The organism is Thermanaeromonas sp. DSM 22490 (genome assembly GCF_056378755.1).
In genome coordinates, this window is sequence record NZ_JBJHHE010000001.1 from 22085 (window position 1) to 38455 (window position 16371).

Genomic DNA, 16371 nt, shown 5'->3' on the forward strand with positions numbered 1-16371 from the left:
GTTTATTCCCTCTCGATCTCCAGCCGCAAGAAATGGACAGAGCAGGAGATACAGGGGTCATAGTTACGAATGACCATTTCGCACTTTAAAGTAGCCTCTTCTAACGGCAGATCCAGCACACCTGGCACGAAGGCCCGCAGGTCTTCTTCCATGTTGGCGACATTGTGAGCAGTGGGGGTAACAATATCTGCTTCCTCCACCAGGCCCTGATCGTTAATCCGGTAGCTGTGGTAGAGGGTGCCCCGCGGGGCCTCAGTTAGGGCGAACCCCTGACCCGCCTGGACGGAGTAGGGCACTTCCTCCGGCTGAGGATCCAGGCGGCCGATTATTTCCAGGCAGGTATCGATGCTATGCAGTAGCTCTATAGCCCGAGCCACTATACTGTAAAAGGGATTAAAGGTGGGGAAAATGCCGGTGGCTTGGGCGGCCTGGCGCGCTGCAGGAGAAAGTTTATCCAGATTTAAATTAACTCTGGCCAAGGGCCCCACGAGGAAGCTTCCTCTCCCTTCGACATAAGAATGGAGAGCATTGGAGTGGGGGATGTGCCGCTCCTTGATATGGTTGCGGTACTGCCAAGCCGAAATATCCAGGCCTTTGGTAGAAATTAGCCGGCCGCTGTTGATGGCATAGGCATTTTCTTCAGATAAAGCCAAATGTTCACATTCGCGCTCAAAGGCAGGGATGGTTAGCGAATTCACCAGGTCTATGGTGGCCAGGGCATCCTCGCGAGCCTCATTTAATCTTTCACCCATGGCCTGCAGTTCTTGACGAGTGGGGACAGAAGTGAAGCCCCCGATGGTGGGAGTAACGGGATGGACTTCCCTGCCGCCTACCAGGGCGGTCAAGTCATTGCCCAGGCGCTTGAGTTTTAAAGCCCTCTGTACTGCCGGCAGATGGTCTTTGGCCATGGCAATGGCGCTCTCATAACCCAAAAAATCGGGCAAAGCCAGGAAGTAGATATGCAAAGTATGGCTCTGGATATATTGGCTTAGAGCTAAAAGCAGGCGCAGATCTTTAGTCTGCTGGCTGGGCTCAATACCTAAGGCGTCTTCCAGGGCTTGAATAGCCGTTATCTGATGAGACGCCGGACAGATGCCGCAGATGCGCGAGACTATTTCTGGAACTTCGTCAAATTTGCGCCCGACCAGGAAACCCTGGAAGAAACGCGGAGGCTCAAAAATTTTAAGTTCCAGCTCAAGTATATTACCGTCCTTGGCTTTAACTTTTATAGCCCCTTCACCTTCAACCCGGGCCAGGTAATCCACCTTGATAGCTAATTCGCTCATACAGCCTCCGCCCCTTTGCTAAATTCTGGCGTCATACCGGCAAACTTCCGGAAATGCCGGAGGATGTCGCTGTGGTGCAGGCCGTATTCGGCCATGGTCTGGGCCAGGGACACGGTGTTGGCATCGTTGGCCGGACCGCGACAGCCCTCGCAGGGTTTGCTGCGGGAAGGGCAGAGGGCTCCGCAGCCGGCTGAGGTGACTGGCCCCAGGCAAACTTTTCCTTCGGTAACAAAAAGGCAGATATTTTCGTGGAGCTTGCATTCTACACATACGCTATGGGGCCGCAAATAGGGTTTGATCCCCAGTAGGGCACCTTTGATAAATTCCAGGAGTTCTTCCCGGCTCACCGGGCAGCCTTTGAGATAAGCATCTACTGGTACATAGTAGTCAATGCCATAGGCAGTAGTAGAATGGATGGCGCTTAAGTCGTCGTAAACTCGGCTTTCAATGACGCGCTGAGGATGCCAATTTTTGATGGACGGTAGACCTCCATAACACGCGCAGGACCCTAAAGCCACAAGGTATTTACAGTCTTGCCTGGCTTTTTTCAGTCGCTCAATTTCTTCTCCGCAGGTAATGGCGCCCTCTACCAGGCCGATATCATAGGGGCCAGACTGATTTTCGCGGCGCGCCATGACGAAATAACTTATTTCTACAGCCCCCAGGAGGTCGAGAAGTATGGGTTCCAGGTTGAGGATTTCCAACTGGCAACCGGCACAGGAGCTCATTTTATAGACAGCTATACGGGGCTTGCTCACCGGGCTGCACCTCCTAAAACTTCTTCTGGTAGACTTAACAGCTCGGCATAGGCGAAGACCGGACCATCCCGGCAAACAAACTTAGGACCGATCTGGCACTTGCCGCACTTTTTAACACCGCAGTTCATGCGCCGCTCCAAGGAGACATAAATTTGCTCCGGGCGGAAACCGCGAGCCAGCAACCCTTTAACCACAAAAGACATCATTATTTCTGGCCCGCAAGTGAAGACGATAGTATCTTCAGGGCGGGAAGACATATACGGGAAAAGTTCTGTCACCACTCCTACATGCTCCTGCCACTTCGAACCATCGGGCACACTGTCTACTGTCAGGCGAAGGTTAATGTCCATATGGCGCCAGAGGTTATATTCAGCCCTATAGAGGAGATCGCCAGGCGTACGGGCACCATAGAGAATTTCCACTTGTCCAAAATCTTTTCGGCGATGGCATATTTCGTGAATAACCGGCCGTAAAGGAGCCAGACCGATACCGCCACTCACTATTAAAAGATTCTTAATAGGCAATACATCCAGAGGCCAGCCTGTCCCGTAGGGGCCGCGAACACCTACCACGTCGCCCGGCTGCATTTTGGCCAAGGCATTGGTTACATTGCCCACGTGGCGTATGGTATGCTGGAAGGTTTCGGTATTGGCCGGGTTGGAGCTGATGGAAATGGGCGCTTCGCCGATGCCAAAGATGGTGAGCATATTAAATTGTCCCGGACGAAAGCGAAATTCGCGGCGCACATCCTCATCTACGAAATTAAAGGTATAAGTAGTGGTATCGTGGGTTTCCCGTACAATCTCTTTAATTACTGCCCGTTCGGGCTTAAAAGGATTGAACACCCCTTATTCCCCCCTCAGGCGGCTGATAATATCGGTAATGTCAATTTTCTTGACGCAGGTTCTGATGCACCGGCCGCAGCCGACACAGCCCAGGGTGCCAAACTGGGGTTCATAGTAAACCAGTTTATGATAGATCCTCTGTTTGACGCGGGCATCCCTGTCCTTGCGGAAATTATGGCCGAGGGCTACCTGGGCGTATTCCAGCAGCATGCAGGAGTCCCATTCCCGCTGGCGCTTGCCGCTCTTCAGGTTCAGATCGATTTTGTCTACCACGTTATAGCAGAAGCAGGTGGGGCAGACCATAGTGCAGGAACCGCAGGCCAGGCACTGATGCATAAGCTCCTCCCAAAGGGGGTGGCGGAAGTTTTCTTCTAAAAGCTCGTGGAGGCCCTGGGTGTGGAGCTTCTTTTGAAACTTGCGCCGGGCAGTATCTATTACCTTTTGCTTTTCTACCGTGGCTACCCGGGGGGCGGGAGTCAAGTCCAGATCCAGGACTAATTTCTTGCCCTGGGGGCTGCCTGCCTCTAACAGATAGCCCTGACCTAAATCGGTAAGCAGGAGATCATAACCCTCTTTCAAGGCTGGTCCGGTGCCTAAAGATAGGCAAAAACAGTTTTCCCCGGGTTCTGAACAGTTCAGCGCTACCAGCACGGTATTCTTGCGTTTAGCTATATAATAGGGATCGGGATACTCGGCTGTATATGCCTTATCTAAAATCAAAATAGCGTGGACATCGCAGGGGTGAATGCCAAAAATTATTTGAGGCCTTCCCGGAACTGGAGTTTCTACTATTTGATGTTCATGGAAGGCGAAGAGGACTTCAAAGGGCATATGAAGTAGTTTTTTGGGTGGCAACAAAGTGGTCCGATAATGGAGAGCCAGATTTTCTGCTTTAGTAATGGGTGCAAAAATGAATTCCTTCCCCTTGGCTACCGGGCCGAAGACATCGTAGCGCTTCTGCAACTCTTGCACAAAGGCGTTTAATTTTGTTTTAGGGACGTAATAAAGAAGAGGCAACCCTAATTCTATTGGCCTGGTATATGCTACAGACATAATTTACACCTCCAAACGAATAAATACTTAATATTACCTTCACAAAGACCCTGTCATGACCCCTTTCAACTTATTGTTACTCCCATTCTTTTACTTTCTATCTGTCCTTTTGGAGTGTGAAAGTATCAGCTAGTACTTTCTTTTTCACTCCTCCCCTCCAAAAATTATCTTTTTAATTTTTAACGTAATCTTTATTTAGGCGCCTGCGCAGACCCGAAAGGACTAATTGGGATAGTTATTTTGGGCTATTCCTTTAACTTGACCAGGCCGTGTTGGAGAGCATAATGGACTGCCTGGAGACGATTTTTTGTCTGCAATTTTTCCAGTATATTGCGCAGGTGATTCTTTACCGTATTTTCGCTTATGTAAAGCCTTTCGGCAATTTCCCGGTTGGTAAAGCCCCGGGCAACCAGCTCTAATACTTCCTTTTCTCTGGCGCTTAACAGATGGTCTTTGGGAATAGAATTAAGTTTCGGCAGGATTTTTTTAGTTAAAGCTGAGGCTAAAGGAACTTCGCCGCGGGCCACGTCGAGGAGAAGATAAAATAGCTGTTGGGGTTCTACCGTTTTTAGCAGATATCCTTCAGCACCGGCAGCAAAAGCTGCTTCTATAGTTTCATCGTCATCGGCTATTGTGAGTATTACTACTTTTATTTCAGGCAATAGGGCTTTGATACGGCGGGTCGCTTCCAGACCATTTAAGTGGGGCATATATATGTCCATAAGGATGATATCCGGACGAAGCCTAAGGGCTAGCTCTATGGCTTCTTCCCCATTCCTTGCCTCACCCACTACTTCAAAACCTTCCCACTGGCCCATAAGCATACTTATACCCTTGCGGATCAAAGTATGGTCATCTACCAGCAGGACTCGCAGCCTAGAGTTCATGCCTGTTCCCCTTCGTTCAAAAAATTGGGGACTAAGACAAGCTATTGTTAACTTTCTAACAATAATTATATACCATCTACCGCTCAAGTACAATATAGTACATCCGTAGTTGCAATATTTAGAAAAAGACTGGGCCCTCACTGTAAAATCCTAAGGATTTGTAAGGAAGGAAGAAGGAACTGGTCTACGCATTGGCGAATTACCACTTCAGTATGTTCTTGTATGTAAGTAAAGGAGACGGGACATGCGTATTTTGGGAATTGATCCAGGGACGGCTACCACCGGCTACGGCATAATAGAAGTAGGGAAGGAAGGCCTAAGGGTAAGTGAATATGGTTGTGTGCGCACTTCGACTGCGGACTCTTTACCTGTACGGCTAGCTTCCCTTTATGAACAGGTTATGTCCTTAATCTTGCAACAAAAACCCTGCTGTATGGCTGTGGAAGAGGTGTTTTTTAATAAGAATACGCGCACAGCTTTGGCGGTAGGACAGGCCAGGGGTGTAGTTTTACTGGCTGCGGCCCATGCTGAACTTCCCGTGGCCGAATATACTCCTTTACAAGTTAAACAGGCTATAACCGGCTACGGCAGGGCTTCCAAGGCTCAAATGCAACGTATGGTAAAGGTTCTCTTAAACTTACCCCAATTACCCGCTCCCGATGATGCAGCCGATGCCTTGGCCGTCGCTGTCTGTCATGCCAGTTGCCATAATTTCAGGAAAAAGGTTGAAGGAGTGGGCGGCTTTTGATAGCCTTCTTATGCGGGGAATTGAGACAGGTGGGACCGGAAGGAATTTTACTGGTGGTAAATGGTGTGGGGTTTTTCGTTCGTACCCTGCCCGGTGCCCATTGGCCCCCTGTGGGCAGCGAAGTAACCGTATATACCCATTTGGCGGTCAAGGAAGATGCGCTAGAGCTTTATGGGTTTAAAACTTACGAAGAACTGAAGATGTTCCAGATTTTATTAGGTGTAACTGGAATGGGGCCGAAGGGGGCTCAGGCCGTACTGGCTGCCGCACCTCCGGACCGGTTGGCTCAGGCCATTATTGAAGAAGATAATGGTTTTCTTACTGCCCTACCAGGAGTGGGCCCCAAAAAAGCCAAGCGTCTGGTGCTGGAACTAAAGGACAGGCTAATAAAATCGGGGTTGCAAGTTAACGGAGCGTCCCTGGGCACGGGACCTCAAGAGGATGAGGTTTTGGCGGCTCTGGTAGGTCTGGGATATAATTTAGCTGAGGTTAAAGAGCCGCTTAAGGAGGCCCGTGAGGAATTGGGCCCGGGGGTTAGCAGCGGTGAGCTTTTGCGGGCGGTCCTGAAGCGTTTGGGCTCGGGCAAAGTATTTTAGGGAGGAGCCATCAATTTTATGGAACGCCTGGTGGCCTCAACTCTACATACAGACGAACAAGAGATGGAAGCAAGTTTACGGCCGCAGTCTCTAGCCGAATATATCGGCCAGGACCAAGTAAAGGAGACCTTGAGCATCTTTATTGCCGCAGCCAAGGCGCGGGGAGAAGCCCTGGACCACGTACTTTTATGCGGCCCTCCGGGCTTGGGCAAGACCACCTTAGCCGGGATTATTGCGCGGGAACTGGGGGTTCAACTGCGTATAACCTCGGGGCCGGCCATTGAGCGTCCCGGGGATCTGGCGGCTATCCTTACCAACTTGCAACCGCGGGATGTGCTCTTTATTGACGAGATACACCGCTTGCCCCGCAGTGTAGAAGAGATTTTGTATCCCGCCATGGAAGATTTCGGCCTGGATATAGTTTTGGGCAAGGGCCCCAGCGCTCGCTCCTTGCGCTTAGCTTTACCCCGCTTTACCTTGGTGGGAGCCACCACCAGAACGGGTTTGCTCACTTCTCCCTTGCGGGAGCGTTTCGGCATTATTGCCAGGCTGGAGTTTTACCGGGAAGAGGAACTGGCAGCCATTGTGCAGCGGTCGGCAGCTATTCTGCGGGTACAGATAGAGCCTCAAGGTGCCTGGGAAATTGCCTGCCGTGCCCGGGGGACACCCCGCGTTGCTAACCGCCTTTTAAAAAGGGTGCGCGACTATGCCCAGGTGAAAGCGGCAGGAGTAATTACCCTGGAGGTGGCCAGGGAAGCCCTTAAGCTCTTGGAGGTGGACGAGCAGGGCCTCGATAATCTGGATCGCCGGTTACTTCGAACCATAATCGAAAAATTCGGGGGTGGTCCGGTAGGTTTAGAAACCCTGGCTGCCAGTTTAAGTGAAGACCCTGAAACCTTGGAGGATGTATATGAACCTTATTTGCTCCAAAAGGGCTATCTCCAGCGTACACCTCGCGGGCGGCTCGCGACTGAGCTGGCTTACCGGCATCTGGGGTTAAAATATAAAGGGGAGAAAGTGACCCAGCTTACTTTGCTTTAGGGTCGGCCGGATCTTATGTAGAGGGAAGGTGAACTAGTTGATGGGAGATCTCGGCTTTCTGGGGAAGATGTTGATAGGCCTGGGCCTGTTTTTGGCTTTCATGGGTTTACTGCTCTTAGGCATAGGAAAGCTTACTTCCTTGGGGCGTTTGCCAGGTGATATCTATATCCAAAAGGGCAATTTTACCTTTTATTTTCCCCTGGTCACTTCCCTTATTTTAAGCCTGATTTTAACGCTGGTCTTAAACCTCTTCTTCCGCCGCTAAATTTTTGGTAGCCCATAAAAGAGATAGAAAGTGCGAATTTATTTTACAGGGAGAGGTGAGGCTGGTTGCAGCCGGAAGCAGATCCCAACCAGCTTCTTTCTTTAGCTCGTGAGGGGAACAAGCTTGCCCGGGAAGAGCTTATCCGCCAATTTACTCCTTTTATCCTGAAAATTGCCTCGCGGATGAGCGGCCGCTTTGTGCGCCTGGGCGAGGATGACGAAGCCAGCATTGGGCTTATGGCCTTCAACGAAGCTATTGATAATTATAATCCCGATAAGGGCATTTCTTTTTTAACCCTGGCCGAAACAGTTATTCGCAGGAGGCTCATCGATCATTTCCGGCGGGAAGAGCGCCACCGGCAAAGCTTACCCTTTTCAGCCCTGGAAAGTTCTCCGGGCCATGAGGAGGACGAGATGGCGGCGGAACTGGAAGACCGGCGCCAGGAGATTGCCCGTTATCGGGAAGAGCTGGCCAGCTATGGTATTACCTTTGCCGATCTCGTACGGGCTAGTCCTCGCCACCGGGATGCCAGGGAACGGGCTTTGGCTTGTGCCAGGGCAATAGCAAGCAATCCTTTGTTTCGGCAGTATTTAAAAGAAAAACGGGAGCTTCCCCTGAAAGCTCTAGAACAAGAGTTAGAGACCAGCCGGAAGACTCTGGAACGCCACCGCAAATATATAATTGCTGCAGCCGTAATGATGATGGGAGACTACGAATATTTGCAGGAATACATAAGTGAGAACAGAGGTGAGCGCCATGGCCGGCGCTAAACGGGGCGTGGTACTGGAGATCGTTGGTGGAAAGGTAATTGTTCTTACTCCGGAGGGAGAATTTCGCCAGTTGCGCCCGGCAGGCCCCTTGCCCAGCGTAGGGGAAGAAATAATGTTAGCTCCTGTGGTATCTTCCGCTCTTGGCTGGCGGAAAATAGCTGCTATGGTGGCAGCAATTATGTTACTGGTACTTGGTATGCCCTGGGCAAGGGCTTTTCTTCGGGGAACACAGGAGCCTGCCTTCTATATCAGCGTAGATATCAATCCCAGTGTAGAATTGACGGTCAATGACCGGGAAAGGGTGATAGAAGCTAGGGCTTTAAACAACGAGGGAGCAGCAATGTTGGCCGGCCTCAATTTAGAAGGACAGGCGGCTAAGGCAGCTATAGGCGCCCTGGCCAGGGAAGCCGTTAAGCAGGGTTATTACCGGTCGGGGCAGGAAGGGATTCTTTTACTTACGGTGGTTCCGGCGGTGGAAACAGAAGAAAAGTTCCTGGCCGGGGATCAGCTGGGGGCCCGGCTGGCTACTGCAGCAGAGAAGATCCTGCAGGAGGACAAGATTATCCCTATGGTGAAAACCCTTACCCTTCAACCTGTTTTACGAGAACATGCTTTTAAAGCGGGGCTCTCCCCTGGTAAATATGCTGTTTTATTGGAAGCCCTGGCTGCAGGAGTTCCTATTAGCGGCGAGAGCTTGAAACAGGAGAGGATAGCAGAGGTACTTCGTAGAGCCGGGGGAGACTGGCGAAAGGTTCTACAATCGCTGACCACGGATAAAAATCTGGAAGAGAAGGAAAAGCAGTTAAAGCCATTGCTGGAGAAGGCGTTGACCCCACCCCTTACACAAGATATACCAGGCTCTCCCAGGCCAAAACCAGAATATTTTACACCTAAACGTGAGGAATCCGGGATGTCTGACAAACCGGGTAATTCGGTGATTACTCCTCCGCAGGAAACAAAGGGTGCTGGGAAGGGTATCAAGCCCGCGGAGGGACCGCCTGGGGAGCTTCCCAAAGGAATACACACGGAACAACAAGAAAATGCAGTAGCCCCCGAAGTGAAGAAGAATAAAGGTGTACCCGAGGAGATGATAGAAAAAGAAAATAATAGGATAACGGATACAAGAGAAGATACAAGGAGACCCGAGAGTAGAGAAAGAGAAAAGGAAAGCGAGCTTGAAAGAGGGCTTGATGAGAAAAAGGATATCAAGGGCAAGAGATAGAACTTAAAAAAGAGGCCTTTTAGAGGGGAAACGGAGGAAGATTATATTGGGCAAAAGAGCTTTAAAGTATGGGAGACTGGTGGCCATACTGGTTTTTCTCATTATATTGCCTCGCGGAGCCGGGGCAGGTACGCCGGTATCCCCTTCTATCCGGGTGCTCCTGGATAACGGGCTTAGCCAGATAAACTTGGAAGTGGTCCAGGGCGCCTACCGGCTGCTGGACGGACAGGGGAAGGAGCTGGCCCAGCCCAGGATAGGAGAGGCCTGGGAAGTGAAGCTAGAGGAAGGGCAATTAAAGCTTTTTAAGCAAGGCCAGGTTCTGCCCCAGGTAAGTACCGGGATAGTGGAGCTTAAACCCCTGGATGAAAAAGCCTTTAATCTTTTCAAGTACCAGGGTCGGCGTTACCGGGGAAGCCTTAAGATCGTTTATGAAGGAACAGGCTTGGCAGCCGTCAATACCCTGGACGTGGAGCAGTACCTCTATGGGGTAGTAGGTCCGGAGATGGGTAGTAGCGCTGGTCTGGAGGCCCTTAAGACCCAGGCGGTAGTTTCTCGCACCTATGCCTTAAACAGGATAAGGCCCGAAGCCCTGTATGATGTTACCGATGATACTTACACCCAGGTTTACGCGGGATACGAGGCCGAAGTGGTTCCGGGCGCTGATAAAGTAAAGCAAGCGGTAGATGCCACCAAAGGTCAGGTTATTTACTACCAAGGCAAATTAATAGAGGCCTATTTCCACTCCAATGCCGGAGGTTATACGGAAGACAGCGAAAATGTGTGGTCGGCGGCCTTGCCTTATATCAGGGGGGTCCCTTCTCCGGAGGATGAGTATGCTTTAAAGTGGGGTGGATGGGCGGCCGACACCTATGTGTGGAACAAGACTCTCTCCAGGGAAGAGGTTCAGAACCTGATAAAGGCCTGGTTGGAGCGCATCGGCCAGAGGGCGGACCTGGGAGAAGTGATAGATCTAGCGATTTCCCGCGATCGGCGGGACGGGAGCGGCCCCACAGTATCGGGCCGAGTAACGCGGCTGGATATCATAGGTACTAAAGGTAAAACGTCGGCTTTCCGTGATGGCATCCGCTCCGTCCTGGGTTTGCGTAGTACTTTATTTACCATGCAAATGGACTCTACTGTAGTGCTACTGGACGGCCAGGGGAACAAACGGGAAGTAAATTACGGCGGAGACCTGGTGGCCCTGGGCGCCACTCTCTCCCCAACTGCTTTAAACGGTACTGCAGGAGAATACCTGGTAGCCGGACGGGAAGACCGCCGGACGGTACCCAAGATGTTCCGGCAGGTGATAGTTCAGGGACGAGGGAACGGCCACGGTCTGGGCTTAAGCCAGTGGGGGGCCCGAGGTATGGCGGAGAAGGGGTATAGTTACCGGGATATAATTGAACACTATTATAACCAAGACCGCCGTGATGGAAAATTAATTATTGCACCTTATACAGGGAGCTACTATGCGCGTTGAAGAATTCGATTATTATTTACCGCCAGAGTTAATAGCCCAGCAACCGGTGGAGCCGCGGGACGCCTCGCGGCTCCTAGTGCTGCACCGCCGGAATGGAAGGCTTGAGCACCGGTATTTTTACGATCTACCCTTGTACCTTAATCCCGGGGATATCTTGGTGCTTAACGACACCCGGGTGATGCCAGCCCGCCTGTGGGGGAGGAAGGCGGGGACAGGAGGCCGGGTGGAGGTCCTGCTCCTTAACCGCCTGGGGGGAGATTGCTGGGAGACCCTGGTGCGGCCGGGGCGACGGGTACCGGTGGGGACGGAACTAGTTTTCGGCCAAGGTGAACTAGCGGCCAAGGTTTTAGCTACCACCCCTACAGGTGGAAGGGTTCTGGAGTTTACTTATGAGGGAAACTGGGAGGAGATCCTGGCCCGCCTGGGCGAGGTACCCTTACCCCCTTACATTAAGAGCGAATTACCGGACCCCGAACGCTACCAGACAGTGTATGCCCGCCATCCGGGATCGGCTGCTGCTCCCACGGCAGGCTTGCATTTTACCCCGCGCCTCCTCCAAGCACTCCAGGATAAAGGAGTAGAAATAGCCTATATTCTCCTTCATGTAGGGCTGGGCACTTTCCGGCCGGTGAAGGAAGAAATAATAGAAAAGCATCGCATGCATGCCGAATATTATGCTATCTCAGCGGAAACCGCCAGGGCTATAAATACCGCCAGGTCCCGGGGCGGGCGGGTGGTGGCTGTAGGAACTACTGTGGTGCGGGCCCTGGAGACGGTGGCTACGCCGGAGGGCCAAATTTGCCCGGGAGAAGGTTTTACAGATATCTTTATTTACCCTGGCTACCGTTTTAAAGCCGTGGACTGCCTCATTACTAATTTCCATTTACCCCGTTCTACTCTCCTTATGCTGGTTAGCGCCTTTGCCGGACGGGAAAGAATCCTGGAGGCTTACCGTGTAGCCGTGCAGGAGCGCTATCGTTTCTTTAGTTTTGGGGATGCTATGTTGATACTTTAAGGAGTGACTTTATTCGTGGCTGCAGTTTCCTTCGAAGTACTAAAAAGGGAGAAAACCTCTGGCGCCCGGTTAGGACGCTTGATTACCCCCCACGGGGTGGTCAATACCCCTGTTTTTATGCCGGTGGGTACTCAGGCCACGGTAAAAACCCTGACTCCGGAAGAGGTGGAATCTCTAGGGGGAGAAATTATCTTAAGCAATACTTATCACCTATACTTGCGGCCGGGAGCCGATATAATTCGCGAGGCCGGGGGTCTACACAAATTTATGAACTGGCACCGGCCTATCCTTACCGACAGCGGCGGTTTTCAAGTTTTTAGCCTGGCTACCTTGCGGGAAATCCGCCCGGAAGGAGTTGTTTTTCGCTCTCACTTGGATGGTTCCACCCATTTCATGGGCCCGGAAGAATCCATGGCCGTCCAGGAAGCCCTAGGCTCGGATATTGCCATGGCCTTTGATGAATGTGTGGCCTACCCCGCTACTTATGAAGAGACCAAAGCCGGGGTAGAACGGACTACGCGCTGGGCTGAGCGCTGCCTGGAGGTACACAAGAGGCCGGACCAGGCTATCTTTGGCATTATCCAGGGAGGTGTTTTTCCGGACCTCAGGCGCCGTAGCGCCCGCGAAATTACGGCCCTGGATTTTCCCGGTTATGGTATTGGAGGCTTAAGTGTAGGAGAACCTAAAGATGTAATGTACGCCATTTTGGAGGAATTGAATCCCCTTTTGCCGGCGGATAAACCCCGTTACCTCATGGGCGTGGGTTCGCCCGACTGCCTTATTGAGGGCGTGAAGAGGGGAATTGACATGTTTGACTGTGTGCTGCCTACGCGTATAGCCCGCAATGGCACCGTGCTCACCAGCAAAGGTAAGCTTGTGGTACGCAATGCCGCCTATGCCCGGGATTTTGGTCCTCTGGATCCGGAGTGTGATTGTTATGCCTGCCGGAATTATTCGCGGGCTTATATCCGGCATCTTATCAAGGCCAATGAAATTTTAGGATTGCGGCTCACTACTATCCATAACCTCCACTTTTTATTCCGCCTCATGGATAGGATTCGGCGGGCCATAGCTGAGGATTGCCTGGAAGATATGGCAGCCGAGTTTTACTCCCGCTACGGCCAACAAGAAGAAAATTTCTAAAGGGAGAGAGGTGTTGTCCCTCTTTTGTCGAAAGGAATAAAGGGAGGTGATTTTTGATGCAACAGGCTCAAGGGTGGGGGTTAACAATTTTTTACTTGGTATTCTTTTTTGCTATCTTTTACTTCTTGATTATTCGCCCCCAGCAAAGGCAGCAAAAGAAGAGACAGGAGATGCTAAGCAAATTAAAAGTGGATGACCGGGTGGTTACCGTAGGAGGTATCCACGGCCGCATTACTAAAATAAAGGAAGATACTGTTATGCTGCGCATTGCGGACAAGGTAGAGGTAGAAATTAATAAAAACGCCATAGCCTATGTTCCTGGCCAGGAGGCGAAGTAATCCTTTGGGACTGATAACCTTAGAAGAGGTTAAGAAGGACCCGGAAGTAGAAGCTCTTGTTCAGCGCGGCAACCAACACTTGGAAGTCCTGGGGTTTACGGAGCATGGCCACCGCCATTTGGGTTTGGTGGCCAGTATTAGTTATAATGTGCTGACCAGGCTAGGTTACCCGGAGCGTATGGCGCAGTTGGCGGCCATTGCCGGTTACCTGCATGATATTGGCAATGTCATCAGCAGGCAGAATCACGGTCAGACCGGCGCTTTGCTGGCCTATCATATTTTAAGGAGACTGGGTATGGCCCCGGAAGAAACGGCCCTGGTGATGGGAGCCATTGGTAACCATGAAGAGGAGTACGGCCAGGCAGTCAATGCGGTGGCAGCCGCCTTAATTTTGGCGGATAAGTCCGATGTACACCGCTCCCGGGTAAGGAATAGGGAATTGGCTACCTTTGATCTGCACGACCGGGTCAATTATGCTGTCCAGCATTCTTTCCTTAGGGTAGAGGAGAAAAACAAAAGTATCACCTTGGAATTGGACATCGACCTTAAGATCAGCAACCCGGCGGAGTATTTTGAGATCTTCCTAACCCGCATGATGATGTGCCGCCGAGCGGCTGCCTTCTTGGGCTGCCATTTTGGCTTAGTCATCAACAACGCCCGTCTTCTTTAAATTTGACATACACCTCAGGGAGATCTATAATAGCGTGGTTAGTCAAGGCGTGCAGCAAGAGGGGGAAAGCAGTTTGGCAGGGGCAACCAACAAAACTTTTAAAGCTGTAATAGTTTTTCTTCTTATAGTGGCTCTAGGCATAGGTGCATTGCCGCCTCTGATCAAATCCATGAAGTTAGGTCTGGATTTAAAGGGCGGCGTCCACATAGTAGTAGAAGCCAAAGATACGCCAGAGCACAGGGTTACCAACGATGACATGGAAGCCCTTCAGAGGGTTATGCGCAGCAGGGTGGACGAGCTGGGATTAACAGAACCTATTATCCAGAGGGAAGGGAGCCGGCGGCTGATTATCGAGCTGGCCGGGGTTGATGATCCGGAAGAAGCTGTTAAGATTATCGGGAAGACTGCCCTGCTGGAGTTTAAGACTGCTGAGGGCCAGGTGGTGGTAACCGGTAAAGATCTTAAAGATGCTAAAGCCATTATTGACCAGCGGACGAATGAGCCCCAGGTGGCTTTGAAGTTTAATGCTGAAGGCACCAAGAAATTCGCGGCGGTTACGGCGGAGCTGGTACAAAAGTATAGCAAGGGCGATCCCAGAAGGCGCATTGGTATTTACCTGGATAACCAGGTGTTGACCAACCCTGAAGTGGAGGAACCTATACCTAGCGGGGAGGCGGTAATAAGGGGTGGGTTTGCCGATTTCAAGGAAGCGGCCAACCTGGCTGCCATGTTACGCGGTGGTGCTCTCCCGGTGCCCGTTCAGATTGAAGAGCGCCGCGCAGTAGGGCCCACCTTAGGTCAGGACTCCCTGCTTAAAAGTAAGAATGCCATAATTGCCGGGTTAATAGCTATAGCCCTTTTCATGCTGGTAGTTTATCGCCTGCCCGGGCTCATAGCCAATTTTTCCCTGATTGTATATGCCGTAATTGTCCTGGCGGTATTATGGGCTCTCAAAGCCACCTTGACTTTACCTGGCATTGCCGGTTTGCTGTTGTCCGTGGGCATGGCGGTGGATGCCAATATCATTATTTATGAACGCCTGAAGGAGGAGCTGCGCAGCGGCAAGACTTTGCGTGCCGCCGTGGATGCCGGTTTTACCCGGGCCTTTACTACCATTTTTGACTCCAACACTACTACCGTGCTGGCAGCAGGAGTCCTCTATTTCCTGGGTAGTGGGACTGTCCGCGGTTTTGCCGTAACCCTCTCCTTAGGTATAGCGGCCAGCATGTTCACCGCCATCACCTTGACGCGGTTTTTGCTGCACTTGGTTATTAATGTCCCGGCCTGCCGGGATTTGCGGCTGTACGGGGTAAGGCCGGATACCCGGCCGGTTAAAGTATAGGGGTGATTGAGTATGGATTTTGTCGGTAAACGCAAAATATGGTATGTTGTCTCTTTGCTGGTGATCATTCCAGGTATCATAGCCATGTTCCTTAACCGGCCGGCGCTAAATTTCGGTATCGACTTTACCGGCGGCAATCTCCTGCAGGTGAAATTTGAGCGGCAGGTAGAAACTGCCCAGGTGCGGGAAGTATTAAAGGAATTTAATTTGGAAAAAGCGACCATACAGGCAGCCGGCCAGAACGAATTCCTGATGCGGACTCCTATCCTGACCGAAGAGGAAAGCGACAAGTTACTGGCTGCGCTAAAAGAGAAGCTGGGAAATTTGGATATCAAGCGCAATGAAAAAGTAGGAGCGGTAATCGGCGGGGAGCTGACTAGGAAGGGGCTTTACGCGCTGGCCCTAGCTTCGGTGCTGATGGTTATTTATATCGGACTCCGCTTTGAATTTCTCTTCGGCTTCGCTGCGGTGCTGGCTCTGCTCCATGATGTCCTGGTTACGGTAGGCCTTTTTGCGCTGTTCCGGTGGGAAGTAGACAGCTCCTTTGTGGCAGCTATTTTGACTATTATTGGGTACTCTATTAATGATACCATTGTAATATTTGACCGTATCCGGGAAAACTTGCGCTTGCGTAAGAAAGAAACCTTAGAGGAGCTCGTCAACAGGAGCATTACCCAGAGCCTGACCAGATCCATCAATACCGTGACTACGGTAATTATGGCTTTACTTGCTTTGCTGTTTCTGGGAGGAGAGACAACCAAAATCTTTGCCCTGGCTATGCTTATCGGTACTATCAGCGGTACCTACTCCTCCATTTTTACGGCGAGCCCCCTGTGGGTTGATTTTCGCCATTTAATACAAGAACGGAAGCGAGCAGCCCGGACGAAAGTGCGGCGGGCGACTTCTCCTTAA

Annotated in this window: 18 protein-coding genes; 13 read left to right on the forward strand and 5 right to left on the reverse strand. The window is 51.3% G+C overall.

Annotation, left to right across the window (positions count from 1 at the left end; translation table 11 throughout):
- Nucleotides 1-2: 2 nt before the first annotated feature.
- The 5 genes from AC1BI1_RS00110 to AC1BI1_RS00130 form a co-directional block, all read right to left on the reverse strand.
- Entirely contained in the window at nt 3-1286 is a 1284-nt protein-coding gene (locus tag AC1BI1_RS00110; RefSeq protein ID WP_476715229.1) for a Ni/Fe hydrogenase subunit alpha, read from the reverse strand.
- On the reverse strand, nt 1283-2044 hold the full coding sequence (locus AC1BI1_RS00115; RefSeq protein ID WP_476715230.1) for an NADH-quinone oxidoreductase subunit B family protein: 762 nt from the start codon (nt 2042-2044) through the stop codon (nt 1283-1285). The genes AC1BI1_RS00110 and AC1BI1_RS00115 overlap by 4 nt, the downstream gene beginning before the upstream one ends.
- On the reverse strand, nt 2041-2889 hold the full coding sequence (locus tag AC1BI1_RS00120) for an FAD/NAD(P)-binding protein (RefSeq protein WP_476715231.1): 849 nt from the start codon (nt 2887-2889) through the stop codon (nt 2041-2043). The genes AC1BI1_RS00115 and AC1BI1_RS00120 overlap by 4 nt, the downstream gene beginning before the upstream one ends.
- Nucleotides 2890-2892: 3 nt before the next feature.
- A complete protein-coding gene (locus AC1BI1_RS00125; RefSeq protein ID WP_476715232.1) occupies nt 2893-3942 on the reverse strand; it encodes a 4Fe-4S dicluster domain-containing protein in 1050 nt (349 codons plus the stop codon).
- 245 nt (nt 3943-4187) lie between these two features.
- Nucleotides 4188-4829 (reverse strand): response regulator, encoded by a 642-nt coding sequence (locus AC1BI1_RS00130; RefSeq protein ID WP_476715233.1) that lies wholly within the window; start codon nt 4827-4829, stop codon nt 4188-4190.
- A 244-nt stretch (nt 4830-5073) separates the two neighbouring features.
- On the opposite strand from AC1BI1_RS00130, the gene ruvC reads away from it, so the two are divergent.
- The 13 genes from ruvC (at nt 5074) to secF (ending at nt 16371) form a co-directional block, all read left to right on the forward strand.
- Complete coding sequence (gene ruvC, locus AC1BI1_RS00135) at nt 5074-5577, forward strand: crossover junction endodeoxyribonuclease RuvC (protein WP_476715234.1); 504 nt, start codon at nt 5074-5076, stop codon at nt 5575-5577.
- Nucleotides 5574-6173, forward strand: a complete 600-nt coding sequence (gene ruvA / locus AC1BI1_RS00140; protein WP_476715235.1) for a Holliday junction branch migration protein RuvA — start codon at nt 5574-5576, stop codon at nt 6171-6173. The genes ruvC and ruvA overlap by 4 nt, the downstream gene beginning before the upstream one ends.
- Before the next feature lie 18 nt (nt 6174-6191).
- Complete coding sequence (gene ruvB, locus AC1BI1_RS00145) at nt 6192-7214, forward strand: Holliday junction branch migration DNA helicase RuvB (RefSeq protein ID WP_476715236.1); 1023 nt, start codon at nt 6192-6194, stop codon at nt 7212-7214.
- 40 nt (nt 7215-7254) lie between these two features.
- Nucleotides 7255-7479, forward strand: a complete 225-nt coding sequence (locus tag AC1BI1_RS00150) for a DUF2905 domain-containing protein (protein ID WP_476715237.1) — start codon at nt 7255-7257, stop codon at nt 7477-7479.
- Between the two features lie 65 nt (nt 7480-7544).
- Nucleotides 7545-8249, forward strand: coding sequence for an RNA polymerase sigma factor SigI (sigI, locus tag AC1BI1_RS00155; RefSeq protein ID WP_476715238.1), 705 nt, complete (start codon nt 7545-7547; stop codon nt 8247-8249).
- A complete protein-coding gene (locus tag AC1BI1_RS00160; protein ID WP_476715239.1) occupies nt 8215-9471 on the forward strand; it encodes an anti-sigma factor domain-containing protein in 1257 nt (418 codons plus the stop codon). The genes sigI and AC1BI1_RS00160 overlap by 35 nt, the downstream gene beginning before the upstream one ends.
- Nucleotides 9472-9517: 46 nt before the next feature.
- Nucleotides 9518-10951, forward strand: a complete 1434-nt coding sequence (locus AC1BI1_RS00165) for a SpoIID/LytB domain-containing protein (protein ID WP_476715240.1) — start codon at nt 9518-9520, stop codon at nt 10949-10951.
- The gene (gene queA, locus AC1BI1_RS00170; RefSeq protein WP_476715241.1) at nt 10941-11966 is read left to right on the forward strand and encodes a tRNA preQ1(34) S-adenosylmethionine ribosyltransferase-isomerase QueA; all 1026 of its coding nucleotides are present in this window, start codon (nt 10941-10943) and stop codon (nt 11964-11966) included. Before AC1BI1_RS00165 ends, queA begins: the two co-directional genes overlap by 11 nt.
- A 15-nt stretch (nt 11967-11981) precedes the next feature.
- Nucleotides 11982-13109 carry a tRNA guanosine(34) transglycosylase Tgt gene (tgt, locus tag AC1BI1_RS00175; RefSeq protein WP_476715242.1) on the forward strand — a complete coding sequence of 376 codons (1128 nt, stop codon included), beginning with the start codon at nt 11982-11984 and terminating at the stop codon, nt 13107-13109.
- A 56-nt stretch (nt 13110-13165) separates the two neighbouring features.
- Nucleotides 13166-13447, forward strand: coding sequence for a preprotein translocase subunit YajC (gene yajC, locus AC1BI1_RS00180; protein WP_476715243.1), 282 nt, complete (start codon nt 13166-13168; stop codon nt 13445-13447).
- A 10-nt stretch (nt 13448-13457) separates the two neighbouring features.
- Complete coding sequence (locus tag AC1BI1_RS00185; protein WP_476715491.1) at nt 13458-14117, forward strand: HD domain-containing protein; 660 nt, start codon at nt 13458-13460, stop codon at nt 14115-14117.
- Nucleotides 14118-14190: 73 nt separating this feature from the next.
- Nucleotides 14191-15459: a protein translocase subunit SecD gene (secD, locus tag AC1BI1_RS00190; protein ID WP_476715244.1), complete on the forward strand. Its 1269-nt coding sequence runs from the start codon at nt 14191-14193 to the stop codon at nt 15457-15459.
- 12 nt (nt 15460-15471) lie between these two features.
- Entirely contained in the window at nt 15472-16371 is a 900-nt protein-coding gene (gene secF / locus AC1BI1_RS00195) for a protein translocase subunit SecF (protein WP_476715245.1), read from the forward strand.